Origin of the sequence: Pseudomonas sp. 18173 (assembly GCF_050432945.1) — a bacterium.
GTDB lineage: Bacteria > Pseudomonadota > Gammaproteobacteria > Pseudomonadales > Pseudomonadaceae > Aquipseudomonas.
The window spans coordinates 84,962-104,440 of the sequence record NZ_JBKFTN010000017.1 but is presented as its reverse complement, the minus strand read 5'-3'; the positions used below and the strand labels follow the sequence as shown (position 1 = coordinate 104,440).

General features: G+C 61.3%; 17 protein-coding genes. All 17 read left to right on the top strand.

Annotated features, from left to right (window positions below):
- The first annotated feature begins 1,234 nt into the window (after window positions 1–1,234).
- Window positions 1,235–2,008, top strand: coding sequence for a glucose-1-phosphate cytidylyltransferase (gene rfbF / locus ACLD1X_RS19540; protein ID WP_429370427.1), 774 nt, complete (start codon window positions 1,235–1,237; stop codon window positions 2,006–2,008).
- A complete protein-coding gene (rfbG, locus tag ACLD1X_RS19535; RefSeq protein WP_429370425.1) occupies window positions 1,990–3,072 on the top strand; it encodes a CDP-glucose 4,6-dehydratase in 1,083 nt (360 codons plus the stop codon). The genes rfbF and rfbG overlap by 19 nt, the downstream gene beginning before the upstream one ends.
- Window positions 3,069–3,629 (top strand): dTDP-4-dehydrorhamnose 3,5-epimerase family protein, encoded by a 561-nt coding sequence (locus tag ACLD1X_RS19530; protein ID WP_429370423.1) that lies wholly within the window; start codon window positions 3,069–3,071, stop codon window positions 3,627–3,629. The genes rfbG and ACLD1X_RS19530 overlap by 4 nt, the downstream gene beginning before the upstream one ends.
- On the top strand, window positions 3,626–4,852 hold the full coding sequence (locus ACLD1X_RS19525) for a methyltransferase domain-containing protein (protein WP_429370421.1): 1,227 nt from the start codon (window positions 3,626–3,628) through the stop codon (window positions 4,850–4,852). The genes ACLD1X_RS19530 and ACLD1X_RS19525 overlap by 4 nt, the downstream gene beginning before the upstream one ends.
- Entirely contained in the window at window positions 4,849–5,970 is a 1,122-nt protein-coding gene (locus tag ACLD1X_RS19520; RefSeq protein ID WP_429370419.1) for a DegT/DnrJ/EryC1/StrS family aminotransferase, read from the top strand. The genes ACLD1X_RS19525 and ACLD1X_RS19520 overlap by 4 nt, the downstream gene beginning before the upstream one ends.
- On the top strand, window positions 5,967–6,632 hold the full coding sequence (locus ACLD1X_RS19515) for an acetyltransferase (RefSeq protein ID WP_429370417.1): 666 nt from the start codon (window positions 5,967–5,969) through the stop codon (window positions 6,630–6,632). The genes ACLD1X_RS19520 and ACLD1X_RS19515 overlap by 4 nt, the downstream gene beginning before the upstream one ends.
- Before the next feature lie 30 nt (window positions 6,633–6,662).
- A complete protein-coding gene (locus ACLD1X_RS19510; protein WP_429370415.1) occupies window positions 6,663–7,391 on the top strand; it encodes a cephalosporin hydroxylase family protein in 729 nt (242 codons plus the stop codon).
- Between the two features lie 52 nt (window positions 7,392–7,443).
- Complete coding sequence (locus ACLD1X_RS19505; protein ID WP_429370413.1) at window positions 7,444–10,368, top strand: TIGR00180 family glycosyltransferase; 2,925 nt, start codon at window positions 7,444–7,446, stop codon at window positions 10,366–10,368.
- A 134-nt stretch (window positions 10,369–10,502) separates the two neighbouring features.
- The gene (gene pseC / locus ACLD1X_RS19500; protein ID WP_429370411.1) at window positions 10,503–11,693 is read left to right on the top strand and encodes a UDP-4-amino-4,6-dideoxy-N-acetyl-beta-L-altrosamine transaminase; all 1,191 of its coding nucleotides are present in this window, start codon (window positions 10,503–10,505) and stop codon (window positions 11,691–11,693) included.
- Window positions 11,693–12,313, top strand: a complete 621-nt coding sequence (locus tag ACLD1X_RS19495; RefSeq protein ID WP_429370409.1) for a pseudaminic acid biosynthesis-associated methylase — start codon at window positions 11,693–11,695, stop codon at window positions 12,311–12,313. The genes pseC and ACLD1X_RS19495 overlap by 1 nt, the downstream gene beginning before the upstream one ends.
- Window positions 12,310–13,017 carry a pseudaminic acid cytidylyltransferase gene (gene pseF / locus ACLD1X_RS19490; RefSeq protein ID WP_429370407.1) on the top strand — a complete coding sequence of 236 codons (708 nt, stop codon included), beginning with the start codon at window positions 12,310–12,312 and terminating at the stop codon, window positions 13,015–13,017. Before ACLD1X_RS19495 ends, pseF begins: the two co-directional genes overlap by 4 nt.
- Window positions 13,014–14,519 (top strand): UDP-2,4-diacetamido-2,4,6-trideoxy-beta-L-altropyranose hydrolase, encoded by a 1,506-nt coding sequence (pseG, locus tag ACLD1X_RS19485; protein ID WP_429370405.1) that lies wholly within the window; start codon window positions 13,014–13,016, stop codon window positions 14,517–14,519. Before pseF ends, pseG begins: the two co-directional genes overlap by 4 nt.
- Window positions 14,512–15,564 (top strand): pseudaminic acid synthase, encoded by a 1,053-nt coding sequence (pseI, locus tag ACLD1X_RS19480; protein WP_429370403.1) that lies wholly within the window; start codon window positions 14,512–14,514, stop codon window positions 15,562–15,564. Before pseG ends, pseI begins: the two co-directional genes overlap by 8 nt.
- Before the next feature lie 226 nt (window positions 15,565–15,790).
- Window positions 15,791–16,717 carry a ketoacyl-ACP synthase III gene (locus tag ACLD1X_RS19475; protein ID WP_429370401.1) on the top strand — a complete coding sequence of 309 codons (927 nt, stop codon included), beginning with the start codon at window positions 15,791–15,793 and terminating at the stop codon, window positions 16,715–16,717.
- 91 nt (window positions 16,718–16,808) lie between these two features.
- Window positions 16,809–18,101: a motility associated factor glycosyltransferase family protein gene (locus tag ACLD1X_RS19470; protein WP_429370399.1), complete on the top strand. Its 1,293-nt coding sequence runs from the start codon at window positions 16,809–16,811 to the stop codon at window positions 18,099–18,101.
- A complete protein-coding gene (locus ACLD1X_RS19465) occupies window positions 18,098–18,364 on the top strand; it encodes a hypothetical protein (protein WP_429370397.1) in 267 nt (88 codons plus the stop codon). The genes ACLD1X_RS19470 and ACLD1X_RS19465 overlap by 4 nt, the downstream gene beginning before the upstream one ends.
- A gap of 242 nt (window positions 18,365–18,606) precedes the next feature.
- Window positions 18,607–19,458, top strand: coding sequence for a flagellin domain-containing protein (locus tag ACLD1X_RS19460; protein WP_429370395.1), 852 nt, complete (start codon window positions 18,607–18,609; stop codon window positions 19,456–19,458).
- The last annotated feature ends 21 nt before the right edge of the window (window positions 19,459–19,479 follow it).

Below are 19,479 nucleotides of genomic sequence, written 5' to 3'. Positions count from 1 at the left end.
CTGCCTTTTTTTTGNCCCCTTTCCCTCTTGTTCGTCACAGGGCTCAGCCAAGCTGTATCAAGCTTTTGCGGGCCATCTGGGTTAAACCTGCCGCCGTTCATGGCACGTCCGGGCTCACCGGAAGTGCTCGTTTTATGGCGATATAAGGGGGACTTGCAGGAAACGCGCCAGCTCTTTCAATCCGCTATCGGGGAAAGCGCAGCGGGCAACCTCAACGGTAATCGCGAAGTCTGACGCAAAAAATAGGTTCTTCTCGGATTGTCGGGAAAGTTTTTTTGCTCTGTAGCTGTGAGTGCTGCGAGCTTATCCATTTGCCAGGGTGGCGCTGAATCACCTTTGCGCCCTTACGGCGCCTTACTTTTTTCAGTCGAAAAAAAAGTAAGCAAAAATTCTCGCCCCGGCGTCCGGCCCCTCGCCAAGGCTCGGGGTTCCTTCGCTCCGGCATTCATCCGGGGGCATTGCTCTACGGTTTGCTTCGCTGCACCTCCCTGCAATGTGTGCGACTTCGCCGCACGGCGCTGCGCGCCCATCCCCGGATGAACGCCTCCACTCAGCCTTCCGAAGGGGCGGGTGGATCAAGATCAAAAGCACAATTCGCTGCGCTCTTGCTTTTGGAACGCGGTGGGTCTGTGGGCTCTGGGCTCTGGGCTTTGCTTTGGCTTTGGCTTTTGATCTAAATGCCCCGTTAACCAGAAGGGCCGAGTGGAGGTGTTGCGTAGGGGGGGAGTGCGTCAGCACCTTCGGCGTAGCCGAAGTCGCGAGATGTAGAGTTGCTTGCAACTCGGAGGCCGCGATACCCCGTAGCGACACCGGAGCGAGGGAACCCGAAGCGCAGCGTAGGGCCCCTGGTGGGGCAAGAATTTTTGCTTACTTTTTTTTCGACTGAAAAAAGTAAGGCGCCGTAAGGGCGCAAAGGTGATTCAGCGCCACCCTGGCAAATGGATAAGCTCGCAGCACTCACAGCTACAGAGCAAAAAAACTTTCCCGACAATCCGAGAAGAACCTATTTTTTGCGTCAGACTTCGCGATTACCGTTGAGGTTGCCCGCTGCGCTTTCCCCGATAGCGGATTGAAAGAGCTGGCGCGTTTCCTGCAAGTCCCCCTTATATCGCCATAAAACGAGCACTTCCGGTGAGCCCGGACGTGCCATGAACGGCGGCAGGTTTAACCCAGATGGCCCGCAAAAGCTTGATACAGCTTGGCTGAGCCCTGTGACGAACAAGAGGGAAAGGGGATGAAGGCAGTTATTTTGGCGGGTGGCCTGGGTACGCGGATCAGCGAGGAGTCGCACCTCAAGCCAAAGCCGATGATCGAGGTCGGTGGCAAGCCAATTCTCTGGCACATCATGAAACAGTATTCCGCCCATGGGATCCACGACTTCGTGATCTGCCTTGGCTACAAGGGCTATGCGATCAAGGACTTCTTCGCCAACTATTTCCTGCACACCTCCGACGTCACGTTCGACATGCGCAACAACCGCATGGATGTTCACCAGAACTACAGCGAGCCATGGCGCGTCACGCTGATCGACACCGGTGAGGAGACCATGACCGGCGGCCGGTTGCGTCGTGCCCGCCGCTACCTCGAAGACGAACAGGCGTTCTGCTTCACCTATGGCGACGGCGTGTCGGACCTCAATATCGGTGCGCTGGTCGATTTCCATCTCAAGCACGGAAAACTGGCGACCGTCACCGCAGTACAGCCACCCGGCCGCTACGGTGCGCTCAATCGCGATGGCGACACCGTCCTGGGTTTCACCGAAAAGCCTCGCGGCGACGGTGGCTGGATCAATGGCGGGTTCTTCGTGCTCTCGCCCAAGGTCCTGCCGTTGATCGAAGGCGACGAAACTTCGTGGGAGTCCGGCCCGCTCGATGGCCTGGCCGAGCGCGGCGAGCTCATGGCGTTCCAGCACGACGGTTTCTGGCAGCCGATGGACACCCTGCGTGACAAGAACCACCTCGAGGCGTTGTGGCAGAGCGGGGAGGCCCCATGGAAGCAATGGGACTGAGCTCGCAATTCTGGCGCGGCAAGCGGGTACTGGTCACCGGTCACACCGGGTTCAAGGGCAGTTGGCTGACGTTGTGGCTGCAAAGCCTGGGTGCCGAAGTCAGCGGGTTTTCCCTCGACCCGTCCACCGAGCCGAGCCTGTTCGAACTGGCCCGCGTTCACGAAGGCATCAATGATCAGCGCGGTGACCTGCGCGACCTCGGGGCCTTGCTGGAACTGATCGCTGAAACCCGGCCGGAAATCGTCCTGCACCTGGCGGCGCAGCCGCTGGTGCGCGAAGGTTATCGCGACCCGTTGGGCACCTATTCCAGCAACGTCATGGGCACCCTCAACCTGCTTGAAGCGATCCGTCAGGTGGGTGGCGTGCGCGCCTGCGTGCTGGTGACCACCGACAAGGTCTACGCCAATCAGGAATGGCTGTGGCCGTATCGCGAAAACGAAGCGTTGGGCGGTCACGACCCCTACAGCAGCAGCAAGGCTTGCTGCGAACTGCTCGCGCAATCCTATGCGGCCTCGTTCTTTGCGCCTGAAAAGCACGCCGAACATGGTCTGGCGTTGGCCACGGCCCGCGCCGGCAACGTGCTCGGCGGTGGTGATTTCGCCCCGGAGCGATTGATTCCCGACGTGCTGCGGGCCTGGTCGGCGAATGAACCGGTGACCTTGCGCTATCCCCAGGCGGTGCGCCCGTGGCAACACGCGCTGGAACCGCTGGCCGGCTACCTGCAACTGGCTGCCGGCCTGTTTGAGCAAGGCCCGCAATTCGCCGGGGCGTGGAACTTCGGTCCCGGTGAAGCGGACATGTGCAGCGTCGGTGAAGTGGTCCAACTGCTCGCCAGCCGCTGGCCGCAGGCGCGCGGGCTGCGCATCGAACCGAGCGATATGCATGAGGCCGGCCTGTTGCGCCTGGACAGCAGCCGCGCCCGTCAATTGCTCGGCTGGCAACCGCGCTGGTCATTGCAGCAGTGCCTGACCCAGACCCTGGATTGGCATCTGGCGTGGCAGAACGGCGATGACATGCGCGACATCAGCCTGGCGCAACTGGACCTGTACCGAGGCGTGCTGTGAGTGAATTTCTGCTGAAGGCGTTGCCGCTGAGCGGTTTGTTCAGCGTGCAGCACAAACGCTTCGAGGACGAGCGCGGGCACTTTTCCCGGTTGTTTTGCGAGGGCAGTCTCAGTGCGTTTGGCCAGGCGTTTCACATCCGCCAGATCAATCACTCCTGCACCCGCGAACGCGGCAGCGTGCGTGGCCTGCATTACCAGAATGCCCGTGCGCCGGAGGCCAAGTTGATCACTTGCCTGCGCGGTGAAGTCTGGGATGTCGCGGTGGATTTGCGTCCCGACTCCGAGACCTTCCTGCACTGGCACGCCGAACACCTGCGTGCCGGTGATGGCCGCAGCCTGTTGATTCCGGCGGGGTTCGCCCATGGCTTCCAGACCCTGAGCGCCGACGCCGAGCTGCTTTACCTGCACAGCAACGACTACACGCCAGAGCACGAGGGCGGTTTGTCGGTGCTCGATCCACGGCTGGCCATTGCCTGGCCGTTGCCTGTCAATAATCTGTCGGTGCGCGATGCCAGTCATCCGGCGCTCGATGAACACTTCGCCGGAGTGCGTCTATGAACTGCCGTGGTTGCGCCGCTGCGCTGACCCTGCCGCTGATCGACCTGGGCACCTCGCCGCCGTCCAACGCCTACGTGCGTGTCGACCAGCTGGAACAGGCCGAACAATGGGTGCCGTTGAAGGTTGCCGTGTGCCAGCAATGCTGGCTGGTGCAAACCGAGGATTACACCAGCGCCGACAGCCTGTTCGATGCCGAGTACGCCTATTTCAGTTCGTTCTCCAGCACCTGGCTGGCCCATGCCGAGCGTTATGTGGCCGAGATGGTCGAGCGTTTCGGCCTGAGCGCCGACAGCCGAGTGGTGGAAGTCGCGGCCAACGACGGTTACCTGTTGCAGTACGTGGCCGGGCGCGGCATCCCTTGCCTGGGCGTCGAGCCGACCCGCAGCACCGCGCAGGCGGCGCGGGAAAAAGGCCTGGAGATTCGTGAACTGTTTTTCGGTCGCGACACCGCCGCGCAGTTGAAAAGCGAAGGCTGGGGCGCCGACCTGATGGCCGCCAACAACGTGTTGGCCCATGTCCCGGACATCAATGATTTTCTCGGTGGCTTTGCGACCCTGCTCAAGCCGACGGGCGTGGCGACCTTCGAATTCCCGCAGTTGCTGACCCTGATGGCCGGCCAGCAGTTCGACACGCTGTACCACGAGCATTATTCCTACCTGTCGCTGACTGCCGTGCAGACGTTGTGCGAGCGCAATGGCCTGCAGGTGTTCGACGTCAGCCAGCTCTCGACCCATGGCGGTTCGCTGCGGGTGTTTGTCCAGCGCCTGGACGGCGAGCGTCGCGAAGTGCAGCCGGCGGTCCGGCAACAGCTGCAGGCCGAACTCGCTGCCGGTGTGAAAACCCCGGAGTACTACACGACCCTGGCGCCCGCCGCCGAGCGCATCAAGCATGACCTGCTGCGCTTCTTGTTGCAGGCCAGGGCCGAAGGCAAGCGCGTGGTCGGCTACGGCGCCGCGGCCAAGGGCAACACCCTGCTCAATTACGCCGGGGTCAAGCCGGACCTGCTCGCCTGGGTGGCCGATGCCAACCCGCACAAGCAAGGCAAGTACCTGCCTGGCAGCCGCATTCCGATCGTGTCGCCTGCACGGATCGACATCGAAAAACCGGACTACGTGTTGGTGCTGCCGTGGAACCTGCTGGATGAGATCACCCAGGCCTTTGCCGGCATTCGTGCATGGGACGGTCGTTTTGTCATTGCCATTCCCGAGTTGATCATTCGATGAGCCGAATTCATTACACCAAGCCCAGTGTCGGTGAGCTGGAAGCCGACTATGTACTCGATGCCGTGCGCCATGGTTGGGGAGAGCGCTGCTACGAATACCTGACGCGCTTCGAAAAGTCCTTTGCCGAGCACCTGGGTGCGACGTACGCGATCGCAACGTCCAGTTGCACCGGCGCGCTGCACATGGGCATGGCGGCGCTGGGCATCGGGGCCGGCGATGAAGTGATCCTTGCCGATACCAACTGGATCGCCTCGGCCGCGCCCATCACCTATCTGGGGGCGACACCGGTGTTCGTCGACGTGCTGGCAGGCAGCTGGTGCCTCGACCCGCAGCAGGTTCGACAGGCAATTACCCCGCGAACCAAGGCGATTCTGGCGGTGCACCTCTACGGCAATCTCTGCGACATGGATGCCTTGCTGGCGATCGGTCGCGAGTTTGGCCTGCCGGTCATCGAAGACGCCGCCGAGGCAATCGGTTCGCAGTGGCGCGGTCAGGCGGCCGGTTCGCTGGGCGCATTCGGCGCGTTTTCCTTCCACGGCACCAAGACCATGACCACCGGCGAAGGCGGCATCTTCGTGACGTCGGACAAGGCCCTGTATGAGCGCGTACTGACCCTGTCCAACCATGGCCGGGTGGCGGGCAGCAGCAAACAGTTCTGGCCGGATTTCCTCGGCTTCAAATACAAGATGAGCAACCTGCAAGCCGCCGTCGGTTGCGCGCAGGTCGAGCGGATCGACGAGCTGATCCAGCGCAAGCGAGCGATCTTCGCCCATTACGCCGACGCCTTGGCTTGCTTGCCGGGCCTGTCCATGAACCCCGAGCCGGAGCATTCGCGCAACGGTTACTGGATGCCCACCGTGGTTTTTGACCGCGAGTTGGGGATTACGCGGGACATGTTGATCGCCGCCTTCCAGGCCGCCGATATCGACGCGCGGGTGTTCTTCTGGCCGCTGTCGTCCTTGCCGATGTTCAGCGAGCTGACGGCCGACTCGCCCGTGGCGCATTCGCTGCCGGAGCGCGCGATCAATCTGCCGAGCTACCACGACATGACCGATGACGATCAGCACCGGGTCATCGAGGTGCTGCGTGCGCTGGTACTCAAAAGGACGCGGCTATGAAGGTTTACCTGCTGGGGGCGGCCAATCCTGAAGCGGTACGGATGATCCTCACCCTGCAACGCAGCCAGCCGCAGGTGCAGTTCGCCTTTCTCGATAACGATCCGGCGAAGCAAGGCACGCTGTTTCATGGCGTGCCGGTGGTGGGTGGCACCGACAAGGTGGCCGAGCTGAAGGGCCCCGACACACGCTTTGTCAATTTGATTACCGGCAGCACGGCGCTGCGCTATCGGACCACCTGCGAGATCGTCGAGGCCGGTGGCACCTTGGGCAACTTCATCCACCCGGGCATCGACCTGACGATGATCACGATGGGCCTCGGCACGTATCTGCAAGAGGGCGTGATCATGCAGGCACAAGTCAGCCTGGGCGATAACACCAGTATCAGCGCCGGCAGCGTGGTAGGGCATGAGGGGCAGATCGGTCATTCGGTGTTCATGGCGCCGGGTGTCTGCATCGCCGGCTGTGTCGAGATCGGTGACGGCACCTTCATCGGCACCAACGCGACGATCCTGCCGCGCTTGCGCATCGGCTGTTGGGTCACCATCGGTGCGGGCGCCGTGGTGACCAGGGACGTTCCAGACTATGCGGTTGTGGCGGGCAATCCCGCCAGGACCATCAAGACCAATCCTGTTTCCTTTCAAGACGGTCGGGTTTTCAAGTAACCACCGCGACTAATTTCCGGAGAGTCTGTAATGAATCCTCATGAGCAGTTTCGTGAAGAAGTAAAAGAGAACATCGAAGGCCTGCAACAGGACAAGGCATTGCAAGCCACGTCGCTGGACTGGGTTGGCACGACCGCCCGGCACAAGTACACCTACAACTTCAGCTGGATGGGCCGCCCGATCATCCAGTTTCCCCAGGACATGGTCGCCATGCAGGAGATCATCTGGTCGCTGCGTCCGGACATCATCGTCGAGACCGGTATCGCCCACGGCGGCTCGCTGGTGTTTTACGCCTCGATGCTGGAACTGATCGGCCATGGCGAAGTGCTGGGCGTCGACATCGATATCCGCCAGCACAACCGTGAGGCCATCGAAGCGCACCCGATGAGCAAGCGGATCCAGATGATCCAGGGTTCGAGCATCGATCCTGCGATCGTCGATCAGGTTCGCCAGCGCGTCGAAGGCAAGAAGGTGCTGGTGGTGCTGGACTCCAACCACACCCACGAACACGTGCTGGAAGAGCTGCGGGCCTATGCGCCGATGACCTCGGTGGGCAGCTACTGCGTGGTGATGGATACCGTGGTTGAGGACATGCCCGAAGATGCCTTCCCGGACCGCCCGTGGGGCAAGGGCGACAACCCGAAGACCGCGGTATGGGCCTACCTGGAAGAAAACCGTGATTTTGAAATCGACCAGGCCATTCACAGCAAGCTGCTGATCACCGTCGCGCCGGATGGCTATCTGCGTCGCGTGCGGTAATCGACAAGACATCGTTGGGTTTTTTCGGCGATTCGCCGTTGTGGGGAAATGTATGCAAGGCAAGAACAATTCTGAACACGGGTTGGCACTCAACGAACAGTTGACCGTGGTGCTGATGTCTCACGAGCGGCCGGCATTTTTGCGTCGGGCGGCACGTTTCTACAGCGGCTTGCCTTGCAGGATTCTGGTGCTGGATTCTTCGACTGAAGGTCAGCCGGGCCTGGCCGGGCAGTTCGAGAATGTGGATTACCAGCATGTCCCGCAGTTTGGCTACTGGGGGGTTCGTGCCAAGCTGGCCCATGGCGTGGAACAGGTGACCACACCGTTCATGGTGTTCGCTGCCGACGATGACTTCCATGTGCACGACGCCCTGCGCGCAGCCGTGGCATTCATGCAGGACAATCCCGATTACGGCCTGTGCCACGGCTACAGCATGATGTACCTGTCGCAACCCAACAGCGTCAGCTACTTCCGGCGTGACAAGAAGGTCTGCGAAGACTACTGCTCCGAGCACGCCGAGGAACGCGTACTCGATTACATGCACCAGTACCTCCCGCCTTTCTATGCCGTGCAGCGCACCGACCTGGTTCGTGACTGGTATCAGGTCATGCCTCACGATACGTCCTTCCAATGGCAGGAAATCGGTCACACCCATTACATGCTGGCACGGGGCAAGGCGCGGATCCTGCCGATCCCGTATGTCGTACGTGAGATGAACTACGGGTACTCGGATCACAACACCGAGATCTTCCACACGCTGGCTCATACCGATGCGAAGACGGTCGCCGAGCGTGAAGCCTTTGCCGCGTTCCTCTTCGGGTTGCCGACCCAGGTTCAAGGTGTCGACCCGGAGCAAGGCAGGCAGTTCGCGCTGCAAAGCTTCGAAGCCCTGGCCGACAGCTTGCGCACCGGTCGCGCATTGACCACCGAGCTGATTTTCGAGTCCGCCTGGACGAGCGTCGAGACAGGCCCAGTGCGCCGTTTCGGTCCCAAGCAATACGTCGAAATGCCGTTCTACAACCAGGCGTTTTTCGATCAGTTGACCCAGTTCGAATTCCTGCTGCATGCCATGCCGGCCGGTCGCGTTCAGTTGCAAGGCCTGGAAGGTGTCTGGACCCGTCAGCAAAGCCTGATGCTGGCACGTAACAATGACACGCCGGAAAGTGTGGTCGATCGTTTGTGGCAAGCCCACGACAGCAACGTGTTCAATCGCGTGGTGGTCAAGCGCCTGGCGGCACAGCTGGAGCTGCTGGGCGAAGACGAAGAGGCGCAGCCCCTGCGCGACTGGGCGGCACGTCTGGAAGCCGTGTCGGTCGAGGGCAATGGCGCGACGTTCGACAAGATGCTGTCCGGTCGTTTGCTCAAGTGGCTTGCACCGCGTCAGCCCGATGCACTTGAGGCCGAGTCGATCGCCCGGCACCTGGCGGCCAACGACGGTGGTCCGCAGTTCGGGATCTTCCTGCTGGACCTGGATAACGATATCGACAAGCTGCAAGTCTCTCTCGACAGCCTGCTCGAAGGTCACGGCAAGGCGTTCAGGATTGTGGTCTTCACCACCGGTGAAGCACCGGCGGCGACCACGGCGCAGAACACCCTGCACTTTGTCCGGGTCACGCCAAGCAACTATGTCGACAAACTGAACCTGAGTGCTCGCCAGTCGACCTGCGATTGGCTGCTGCTGGCTGAAGCCGGCGACGAGTTCACCGCCGGTGGCCTGTTGCGCGCCAGCCTGGAGCTGCTGTCTGCCGCGGACTGCCGCGCCGTCGCCACCGACGAAATCCAGCGCACTCCGGAAGGCGCCCTGGTGGACGTATTCCGCCCTGGCTTCAATCTTGATTTGCTGCAAAGCCTGCCGGCCCTGATGGCGCGTCACTGGCTGATCCGTCGGGAAGTGTTCATTGAAGTCGGTGGCTACCAGCCTGACTTCAGCAAGGCCCTGGAATTCGACTTGCTGCTGCGCATCATCGAGCAGGGCGGCCTCAACGGCCTGGCCCACCTGGATGAGCCGCTGGTGATTACCCGGGCGCCGGTCCTGGAAGAAAACGCCGATGAGCGCCTTGCGTTGTTGCGTCACCTGGGCAATCGTGGCTACAAGGCCAAGATCACTTCGACGGTGCCTGGCACCTGGCAGATCGATTACCGCCACACCGAACGCCCGCTGGTGTCGATCATCGTACCGGCCGGGGACAATCTTTCGGCGCTGCAACAGTGCCTGCAGGCGGTGTTGCTGCGTACCCGCTACATCCAGTACGAAGTGCTGATAGCGCTCAACCCGAACCAGTCGGCCGAGGTCAACGATTGGCTGGGCACCTACCAGCATCCGAAAGTCAGCGTGCTGCGTGCCGGCCAGACCCTGGGCGACGCGGCATTGTACAACGCGGCCAGCCAGCAGGCGCAGGGCGAGTACCTGGTGCTGTTGGCCGCCGACAGTGAAGTGGTCAACCCGAACTGGCTTGAGTCGCTGCTCAATCACGCCCAGCGTCCGGAAGTCGGCGTGGTCGGCCCCAAGTTGATCGACCGCGACGGCAAGGTCACCCAGGCCGGCCTGATCCTTGGCATGAACGGCGGTGTGGGCTCAGCCTTTGTCGGTGAAAAACACGACGCCGCAGGTTACCTGCACCGCCTGGCGCTGGAGCAGAACTACTCGGCGGTGTCGAAGGTGTGCCTGATGGTGCGCAAAGCGTTGTTCGACGACCTGGAAGGGCTGGACAGCGTGACCTTCGCCGATGGCTTGAGCGACGTCGATCTGTGCCTCAGGGCCGGTCAGGCCGGTTACCTCACCGTGTGGACGCCGCTGGTACAGGTCATTCATTCGGGGGAGGTGCCACAGGCGCCGCTGGTCCTCGACGCGCTGCGTGACAAGTGGGCGGCAGCCTTTGCACAGGATCAGGCCTATAACGCCAACCTGGCCTTGAGCGGCAAAGGCTTTGCCCTGGGCGAAAGTGCTTCGGTGAACTGGGCGCAGATGCTCGGGTAGGCCCGGCGAACAGGAATAAGGATTCAAGGCATGTTCAACGGAAAATCGATTTTCATCTCAGGCGGCACCGGTTCGTTCGGGCGTCATTTCGTCCGTCGCTTGCCGGGCAAGCTCGCCCATGCCTGGATATCAGCATGATTCCATACGCTCGGCAAAGCCTTGATCAGGCGGACATCGACGCCGTGGTCGGTGTATTGCAGTCTGACTGGCTGACCCAGGGGCCGACCATCGAGCGCTTTGAGCGGGCGATGGCCGAACGCTGCGAGGCGGATTTTGCCGTGGCGGTGTGCAATGCCACGGCGGCCCTGCACATCGCTTGCCTGGCGGCGGGTCTCGGCCCGGGCGATTGGCTGTGGACGACACCGAACACCTTTCTCGCCTCGGCAAACTGTGGTCGCTATTGCGGTGCCGAGGTGGATTTTGTCGATATCGACCCACTGACCTGGAACCTCGATGCCGGTGCGCTGGCCGTCAAGCTGGAGCGCGCCGAGCGTGAAGGCAGGCTGCCGAAGGTGCTGGTGGCCGTGGCGTTCTCGGGGCAGAGCTGCGACATGCGCAGGATTGCCGCACTGGCCCGGCGATACGGCATTACCGTGATCGAGGACGCGGCCCATGCCGCCGGTGCGTCCTATGCCGGGCGCCCGGTGGGTTGCGGCGAGTTTGCCGCGATGACCGTGTTCAGCTTCCATCCGGTGAAGATCATCACCAGTGCCGAGGGTGGCATGGTGATGACCAACAGCCCTGAACTCGCCGAGCGTTTGCAACGCCTGCGCAGCCACGGCATGACCCGGGATCCGCAGCAAATGACCGGACCGAGCCACGGCCCCTGGTATTACGAGCAGGTGGAACTGGGGTTCAATTACCGCATCACCGACCTGCAGGCAGCCCTTGGTTTGTCGCAGTTGAACAAACTGGATGAGTTCATCGAGCGTCGGCGTGAACTGGCGGCGCGTTATGAGCGCCTGCTGGCGTATCTGCCGCTGACCCTGCCCGGTGCGCAGGCTGAGGCCGAGTCGTCATGGCACCTGTATGTGGTACGCCTGCAACTCGATCAGATCGCTCTGACTCATCGCGAGGTGTTCGAAGGATTGCGGGCAGCCGGGGTCGGTGTGAACCTGCACTACATTCCCGTACATTTGCAGCCTTACTATCGTGATCTCGGATTTGCCGAAGGTGATTTTCCGCAGGCCGAACGTTACTACGCCGAAGCCATCAGCCTGCCGTTGTACCCGTTGCTCAGCGATGAGGAACAGGACTATGTGGTCGAACAGATGCGGCAGTTGATCGAAATAATCCAGCCATTGCGGCGGGTGGGAAATGTGTGATGCGTGAACTGACCGAGCAGGAAGCTTTCTGGCAGGGCGAATTCGGCAACCAGTATGTCGATCGCAATGTCGGGCAGCCGCTGGTGGCCGCGAACCTGGCGTTGTTTGCCAAGGCATTGACACGGGTCGGGCGCATCGACAGCCTGTTGGAGCTGGGCACCAATGCCGGCAACAACCTGCAGGCATTGCATCAGCTGTTGCCCCGTTGCGAATTGTTCGGCGTGGAAATCAACGCCAGTGCCTGTGCCGCTGCCCGGGCCTTGGGTATCGCGAACATCTGGCAGGGTTCGCTGTTCGATTTTCCTCGCGAACGCACCTTCGACCTGACCTTGAGCAAAGGCGTGCTGATTCACCTGGCACCTGAGTTGTTGCCGGCCGCCTACGCGCAACTGTACGAGCTGAGCCAGCGCTACATACTGATCGCCGAGTACTACAACCCGGCACCGGTGGAGGTCCCGTATCGCGGCAACAGCGGCAAGTTGTTCAAGCGCGATTTCGCCGGTGAAATGCTTGATCGCTATGACGACCTGCAACTGCTCGACTACGGTTTCGGCTACCACCGCGATCCGCAATTCCCGGTGGATGACATCACCTGGTTTGTCCTGGAAAAACGCCGTTGAACAACGTTGCCATCATCCCGGCGCGCGGTGGCAGCAAACGCATACCCCGCAAGAACCTCAAGCCGTTCGCCGGTGTGCCGATGATTGCCCGCTCGATCCGGGTCGCCCTGGAGTCCGGGTTGTTTTCCCGGGTGGTGGTCAGTACCGACGACGAGGAAATCGCCGGGCTGGCGCGGGACTGCGGCGCCCAGGTGCCCTTCATGCGCCCGGCGGCACTGGCCGACGACTTCACCGGGACCGCGGCGGTGATCGCCCATGCCCTGCAAGCCTTGCGCGAACAGGGCGACGAGTTTGCTCACGCCTGCTGCATCTATGCGACTGCGCCGTTGCTGCAATCGCGATTTCTTGTCCAGGGGCTGAGCCTGCTGGAGCAGCATCCCGACAAGTCTTTCGCCTTCTCGGTGTGCGACTTCGGCTTCCCGGTTCAGCGTGCCCTGACCCTTGATGATCAGGGCGCATTGACGGCGCTGTATCCGCAGTACCGTGATACCCGCTCCCAGGATCTGTCGATCGCCTATCAGGATGCCGGGCAGTTCTACTGGGGGCGCAGCGGTGCCTGGTTGCGTGGCGAGGTACTGTATTCGCCGTACAGCCTGCCGGTCATCCTGCCGCGTCATCTGGTGCAGGACATCGATACACCGCAGGACTGGACACGCGCGGAGTACCTGTATGCCGCGTTGAAGGCCGCAGGTGAGCTGCAATGAGGGTGCTGATCCGCTCCGACGCTTCGCCAACCATCGGCAGCGGCCATATCGCGCGCTGCCTGTGCCTGGCCCGCGAATTGCGCCGGCAGGGCAGTCACGTGGCGTTCGCCTGTCGCCTGTTACCGGGGCATCGACTGGAGGCACTGCGGGCCGAAGGTTTCGAAACCTTCGAGTTGCCCGAGCGCTACAGTGATGAAGACCCGCAGCAAGCCATCGAATCCATGCTGCCATGGCAGGCAGACATTGACGCGCTCGAGCCATTGCTGGAACACCAGCCGGCGTTTGACTGGATCATTGTCGACCACTACGGCCTCGATCATCACTGGCAGACGGCCGCGCGGCGCTGGGCGCCACGGATCGCCGTGGTGGATGACCTCGCCACGCGGACCTACAGCGCCGATTTGCTGCTGAACCAGAACCTCTCGGGTACGCCAGAGGCCTATACGTCGTTGCTGGCGCCAGGCTGCCGGACATTGTTCGGCCCCCGGTTTGCCATGCTGCGCGACGAGTTCCGTTGCCCGGCCATTGAAATCAAGCCTCTGGCCAAACGTGTACTGGTGAATTTCGGCGGGTTCGACGCGGCCATGCAGACCCATCATGCGATGCTGGCGCTGGCGGATTTTCCCGAGCTGGAAGTCGATTTTGTCGCCGGTGCCGGTAATCCGGCCTGGGCGCAGATGCAGGCACTGGCGGCCAGTCGCCCGCACTGGCGCCTGCACAGTTTTGTCAGCGACTTTTATCGATTGATGACCGAAGCCGACCTGTTTGTCGGGGCGGGTGGCGGCACCAGTTGGGAACGGGCGGCCATGGGGCTGCCGACGATTTGCATTGCCGTGTCGAACAACCAGCAGGCCAATGGCGAGGTCATGGCGGCGGCGGGCGCCCATGTGTTCATGGGCGCCCGCGAGCACGTCAGTGTCGAGCAACTGCGCCTGGCCATCGGCTTTGTCGCGGGTAACCAGGGGTTACGCCAGAGCATGGCACGGCAGTCGCGACAACTTGTCGATGGCCGGGGTGCGCAGCGGGTGGCGACCGCACTGGCCGGCGCGGTGCTGAGGATGCGCCCGGCGACCCTGGATGATGCGCAATTGCTGTTCGACGGGCGCAACACCGAGGCCGTGCGCCGCTGGTCGCTGGAGACCGGCATGGTCGAATGGCCTGCGCATCAGAACTGGCTGGTTGCAAGCCTGAGCAATCCCCGGCGGTTGTTGCTGATTGCCGAGGCGGATGACGGTCCGGTCGGTGTGCTGCGTTATGACAGGCGTGGCTTTAGCGCCGAGGTGTCGCTTTATCTGTTCGAAGGGCGGTTCGGCCTGGGGTGGGGCAGGGCGCTGCTGGCCCGTGGAGAAGCCTTCGTGAGGACCCATTGGCCAGAACTGGAGTCGCTCACCGCCCAGGTATTGCCCGCTAACCTGCCGTCGCTGAACGTCTTTCGCGAAGCCGGTTTTACCCAGAGTGCCTGCGCGTTCACGCGCGTATTGAAGGATCACGCAGATGAATAGCTTCAAGATTGGCGAGCGCCTGATCGGCGCCGATGCGCCGCCCTTCATCATTGCCGAAATGAGCGGCAACCATAACCAGTCCCTGGACATGGCGCTGCAAATCGTCGAGGCCGCGGCCAGGGCCGGTGCCCACGCGCTGAAGCTGCAGACCTACACCGCGGACACCATGACCCTGGACCTGGCCGAAGGCGAGTTCTTCATCGAGGACCCCAACAGCCTGTGGGCCGGTACTTCGCTGTACGCCTTGTATGAAAAGGCCCACACGCCCTGGGAATGGCACGCGCCGATTTTCGCTCGCGCCCGGGAGCTGGGGCTGCTGGCGTTCTCCACGCCCTTCGATGAGAGCGCCGTGGACTTCCTCGAAAGCCTCGACGTGCCGGCCTACAAGATCGCCAGTTTCGAAAACACTGACCTGCCGCTGATCCGCCGGGTCGCCGCGACGGGCAAGCCGCTGATCATTTCCACCGGCATGGCCAGCATCGCCGAACTCGATGAAACCGTGCGCGCCGCCCGCGAGGCCGGGTGCAAGGACCTGGTGCTGCTCAAGTGCACCAGCACCTATCCGGCATCACCGGTGAACAGCAACCTGAGGACGATTGCCCATCTGCGCCAATTGTTTGATTGCCAGGTGGGGCTGTCCGATCACTCCATGGGCGTCGGTGTGTCCGTGGCGGCGGTGGCACTGGGTGCAACGGTGGTGGAAAAGCATTTCACCCTCGAGCGCGCGGCCGGTGGCGTCGACGCCAGTTTCTCGCTGGAGCCGGCTGAACTGGCCAGCCTGGTGATTGAAACCGAGCGCGCCTGGCAAGCCATGGGGCAAGTACATTACGGTGCCACCGAGGCCGAGCGGCAATCCCTGGTGTACCGTCGGTCGTTGTATGTCGCCCAGGATATGGCGGCCGGTGAGCCCTTCGATGTGACAAACCTGCGCGCCATCCGTCCGGGACTCGGGCTGGCGCCCAAGCATGCGCAAAGCCTCCTGGGACGCCGTGCCCGTCAGGCCATCAAGCGTGGAACACCACTGGACTGGTCGTTGGTCGAATAACCCCAAGCGGCGCTGATTCGGCAAAATGCGTGACCTGCGAGTCAGAACGGGCATCTTCACTGTATTGTATTGACCGGGAAGATGGCCCCTGACCCTTTATCGGGTTCAGTGATAGCCCTTGACGCTTCCCGGCCGTCGCCTTGGGGCGATGGAAATCCAGGTTTGTCGGCGCCCCTCGATTCCTTGCGAGCGGTGGTATTGGGCTGTTTATTATTGGGAAGCCGTAATGATTGGCATAAAAAGCATTGCGAGCTACGTTCCTGTAGCCGGCGTGGACAATTACGCACAAGGTGCAAAATTCGAGAAGGATGAAGAATTCATCCTGGGAAAGATCGGTTCGGCCTTCCTGCCGCGCAAAGGCGTTGATCAGGAAACCTCCGATCTGTGCGTTGAAGCGGCCAATGCGCTGTTTGCCAGCAACCCTGATCTGAAACGTGAATCCATCGATGCGCTGATTGTCGTCACCCAGAACGGTGACGAAGAAGGCCTGCCGCATACCGCGGCCATCGTGCAGGACAAACTCGGCCTGCCGACCAGCGTCGCCGCGTTCGATATTTCCCTGGGCTGTTCCGGTTACGTTTATGGCATCTATGCGATCAAGGGCTTCATGGAGGCCGCTGGCCTGAAGAACGGCCTGCTGATCACTGCCGACCCGTATTCGAAGATCGTCGACCCGGAAGACCGTAACACCACCATGCTGTTCGGCGATGCCGCCACTGCGACCTGGATGGGTGAAAACCCGACCTGGGCACTGGGCAAGGCCAAGTTCGGCACCGACGGGGCCGGCGCTCCCCATTTGAAAGTCAGCGACGGCGTGTTCTTCATGAACGGCCGCCAGGTCTTCAACTTCGCACTGCTCAAGGTGCCGGCGCACCTGCACGAGTTGCTGGGCGAGTCGCAACTGAGCGCCGACGACATCGACGCGTTCTGCATTCACCAGGGCAGCGCGGCGATTGTCGATGCGGTCGCACGGCGCTTCGAAGAGTGCCCGCAGAAGTTCATCAAGGACATGGTCGAGACCGGTAACACGGTGTCGTCGAGCATTCCATTACTGCTGGAAAAGCATATTCTCGACTCCGAATGGAAGCGCGTTGCGCTCAGCGGTTTCGGAGTGGGACTGTCATGGGGTTCGGCGATCATCTATCGTCCTTGAGTGAAAGTCTTTTAATAAAAAAGGCCGGTACAAAAAAGCGCCCAAGGGTTAACCTTGAGCGCTTTTTTGCTTGTAGGGAATGCGAGGTAGCATGAGCGAATGCTTTGAAGACAATGCTCAGGTTATCCAGCGGCGCTGGCCGTCGCTGTATGCGCGACTGAAAACGGAAGATCGCCTGGCCATCGAGGTCGAACTGGTCGAAGGGCGGGACTCGACATTGTGCGTGGGTGGCATCCAGCTCACCAGCCGCCATGATCGCCTGCGCGAGGCCCGCTTGCAGGCCGCCAGCCTGGCGCCAGACAAGCCGCAACTGCACGTCTACGGCACCGGTTTCGGGGATCTGCCTTCGGTGCTGCTCGAGCGCACAGGGCTCGAGAAGCTCTATGTCCATATTCTCAACGGCGCGCTTTTCGCACTGGTGCTGCAACTGATCGATCAACGCCAGTGGCTGGGCGATCCGCGCGTGCAGCTGCTGTATGCCGGTGATCTTTCGGACATCTGCACCCCGTTTTTTGCGTTGCCGGCCGAAATGCTGCTGGCGGATGACTTCAGTGCGAAGATTCGTGATCGCCTGGTCAGCGAAGTGCACTTGAGTTTCAACAATCGTGATTTCGACCCGCAGTCTCCCGTCATTCAGCAGCGCTTGCAGGACACCCTCGAAGTGCTGCTCGCCGATGATGATGTGGCGCAGCTGTTCGGCACTTGTTGCGAGCGTGAAATCTATGTGATCGGCACCGGGCCCAGCCTTGAAGGGAACTTCGAGCGCCTGGCCGCCGTGCGCAATCAAACGCCGCGCCCCCTGTTCATCAGTGTGGATACCGCCTACAGGCCTCTTCGCGAGCACGGAATCAAACCTGACCTGGTCGTGAGCATCGATCAGCGCATCGGCGTTCTGCACTTGCCGGGCGAGGACTCCGAAGACATTCCGCTGGTGTACCTGCCGTTGAGCGACCCACAGATGCTGAAGGCCTGGAAAGGCAAGCGTTTTGGCGGTTATTCCGCCAGCCCGGTCTACGCCGCGTTGCGTGAGCAACACCCGCGGGCGCAGCTCTACGTCAGCGGCAGCGTGATCCATCCGGCGGTCGATCTGGCCGTGAAGATGGGGGCCCCGCGCATCACGCTTTTCGGTGCGGACTTTTCCTTTCCGATGAACAGGACCCATACCGGTTGGAATGACGGTGATCTGGGGCCGCCGGTGAACCAGGCCAGGCACTGGGTGCACGATGGTCATGGGCAGAAGGTCAAGACGCAATTGAATTTCCGCAGTTACCTGTGCGAGCTCGAGCGTTACATTGCCCGGCATCCCGAGGTGCTGTTTTTCAACAGCAGCCGGGCCGGGGCGATGATTGCCGGTACGCAATTCAATCAGGATTTCGTGCAATGACGCCTCAAGACAAAGGCATCGATGAGTACCGGCAGTGCGCAGGGCTGTTTCGCCTGGGGCGCGATGTCGAAGCGGCATTGAACATGGTTGATCTGTTCGATGAGGCGCAGCGGCTGTTTGCGCGCACGCCTCAGGATGTTCAGCAGGCCTGGGCGTTGCTGCTCAGGCAAATGCTGGCCTGTCAGGAGCGCCAGGATTGGCTGGGGCTCGCCGACTTCATGGAATACGAGTTGATCGAATTGCTCGAAAAAGTACCTGCCTGAGCGGCGGCGACAGCTTTGGCACGGGCGTTTGTGGGGTGGACAGTTTTATGGCGTCATTTTTTCGCGGTTGAGGGGCGCTAAGCCCTTGTTTTCTCGGGGGTGGCAGGGTGATGGCAATTTTTTTGAAAAAAGCCCTCAAGCAACCTGCCAAGCCGACGATAACTATTACGAAGGTTCTCTAGGCCATACCCGGCGGTTGCCAGGGCCGGAAGCCGCAGTACCCAACCAACGAGGAATTCGTCATGGCTTTAACAGTAAACACCAACACTACGTCGTTGAACGTTCAGAAGAACCTGAACCGTGCCTCCGACGCACTGTCGACTTCGATGCAGCGCCTGTCTTCCGGCCTGAAAATCAACAGCGCCAAGGACGACGCCGCTGGCCTGCAGATCGCAACTCGCATGGCTGCACAGATTCGTGGTGGCAACCAGGCAGTACAGAACGCCAACGACGGTATCTCCGTTGCCCAGACCGCTGAAGGCGCTCTGCAAGCTTCGACCGACATCCTGCAGCGTATGCGTGAACTGGCTGTTAAAGCACGTAACGGTACCAACAGCACTGCTGACCAGACCGCTACCAACTCCGAATTCGCTCAGATGTCTGACGAGATCACTCGTATCTCTGCTTCGACCAACCTGAACGGCAAAAACCTGCTGGACGGTTCGGCCGGTACCATGCAGCTGCAAGTTGGCGCCAACACTGGCTCGGCCAACCGCATCGACCTGGTGCTGAGCTCCAAGTTCGACGCCGTATCCCTGTCCGTAGGCAGCGGTACTGTTGTTCTGACCGGCGCGACTTCCGCTACCCTGTCTGCCAACATCGACAACGCGATCACCGCTATCGACGCCGCTCTGGCATCGATCAACGCCACCCGCGCAAACCTGGGTGCTTCGCAGAACCGTCTGACCAGCACCATCTCCAACCTGCAGAACATCGTGGAAAACACCACTGCTGCACAAGGCCGTGTACAAGACACCGACTTCGCCGCAGAAACCGCGAACCTGACCAAGCAGCAAACCCTGCAACAGGCTTCCACTTCGGTTCTGGCTCAAGCCAACCAACTGCCTTCCGCTGTACTGAAGCTGCTTCAGTAATTTCGGAATGAGTTTGAGCGG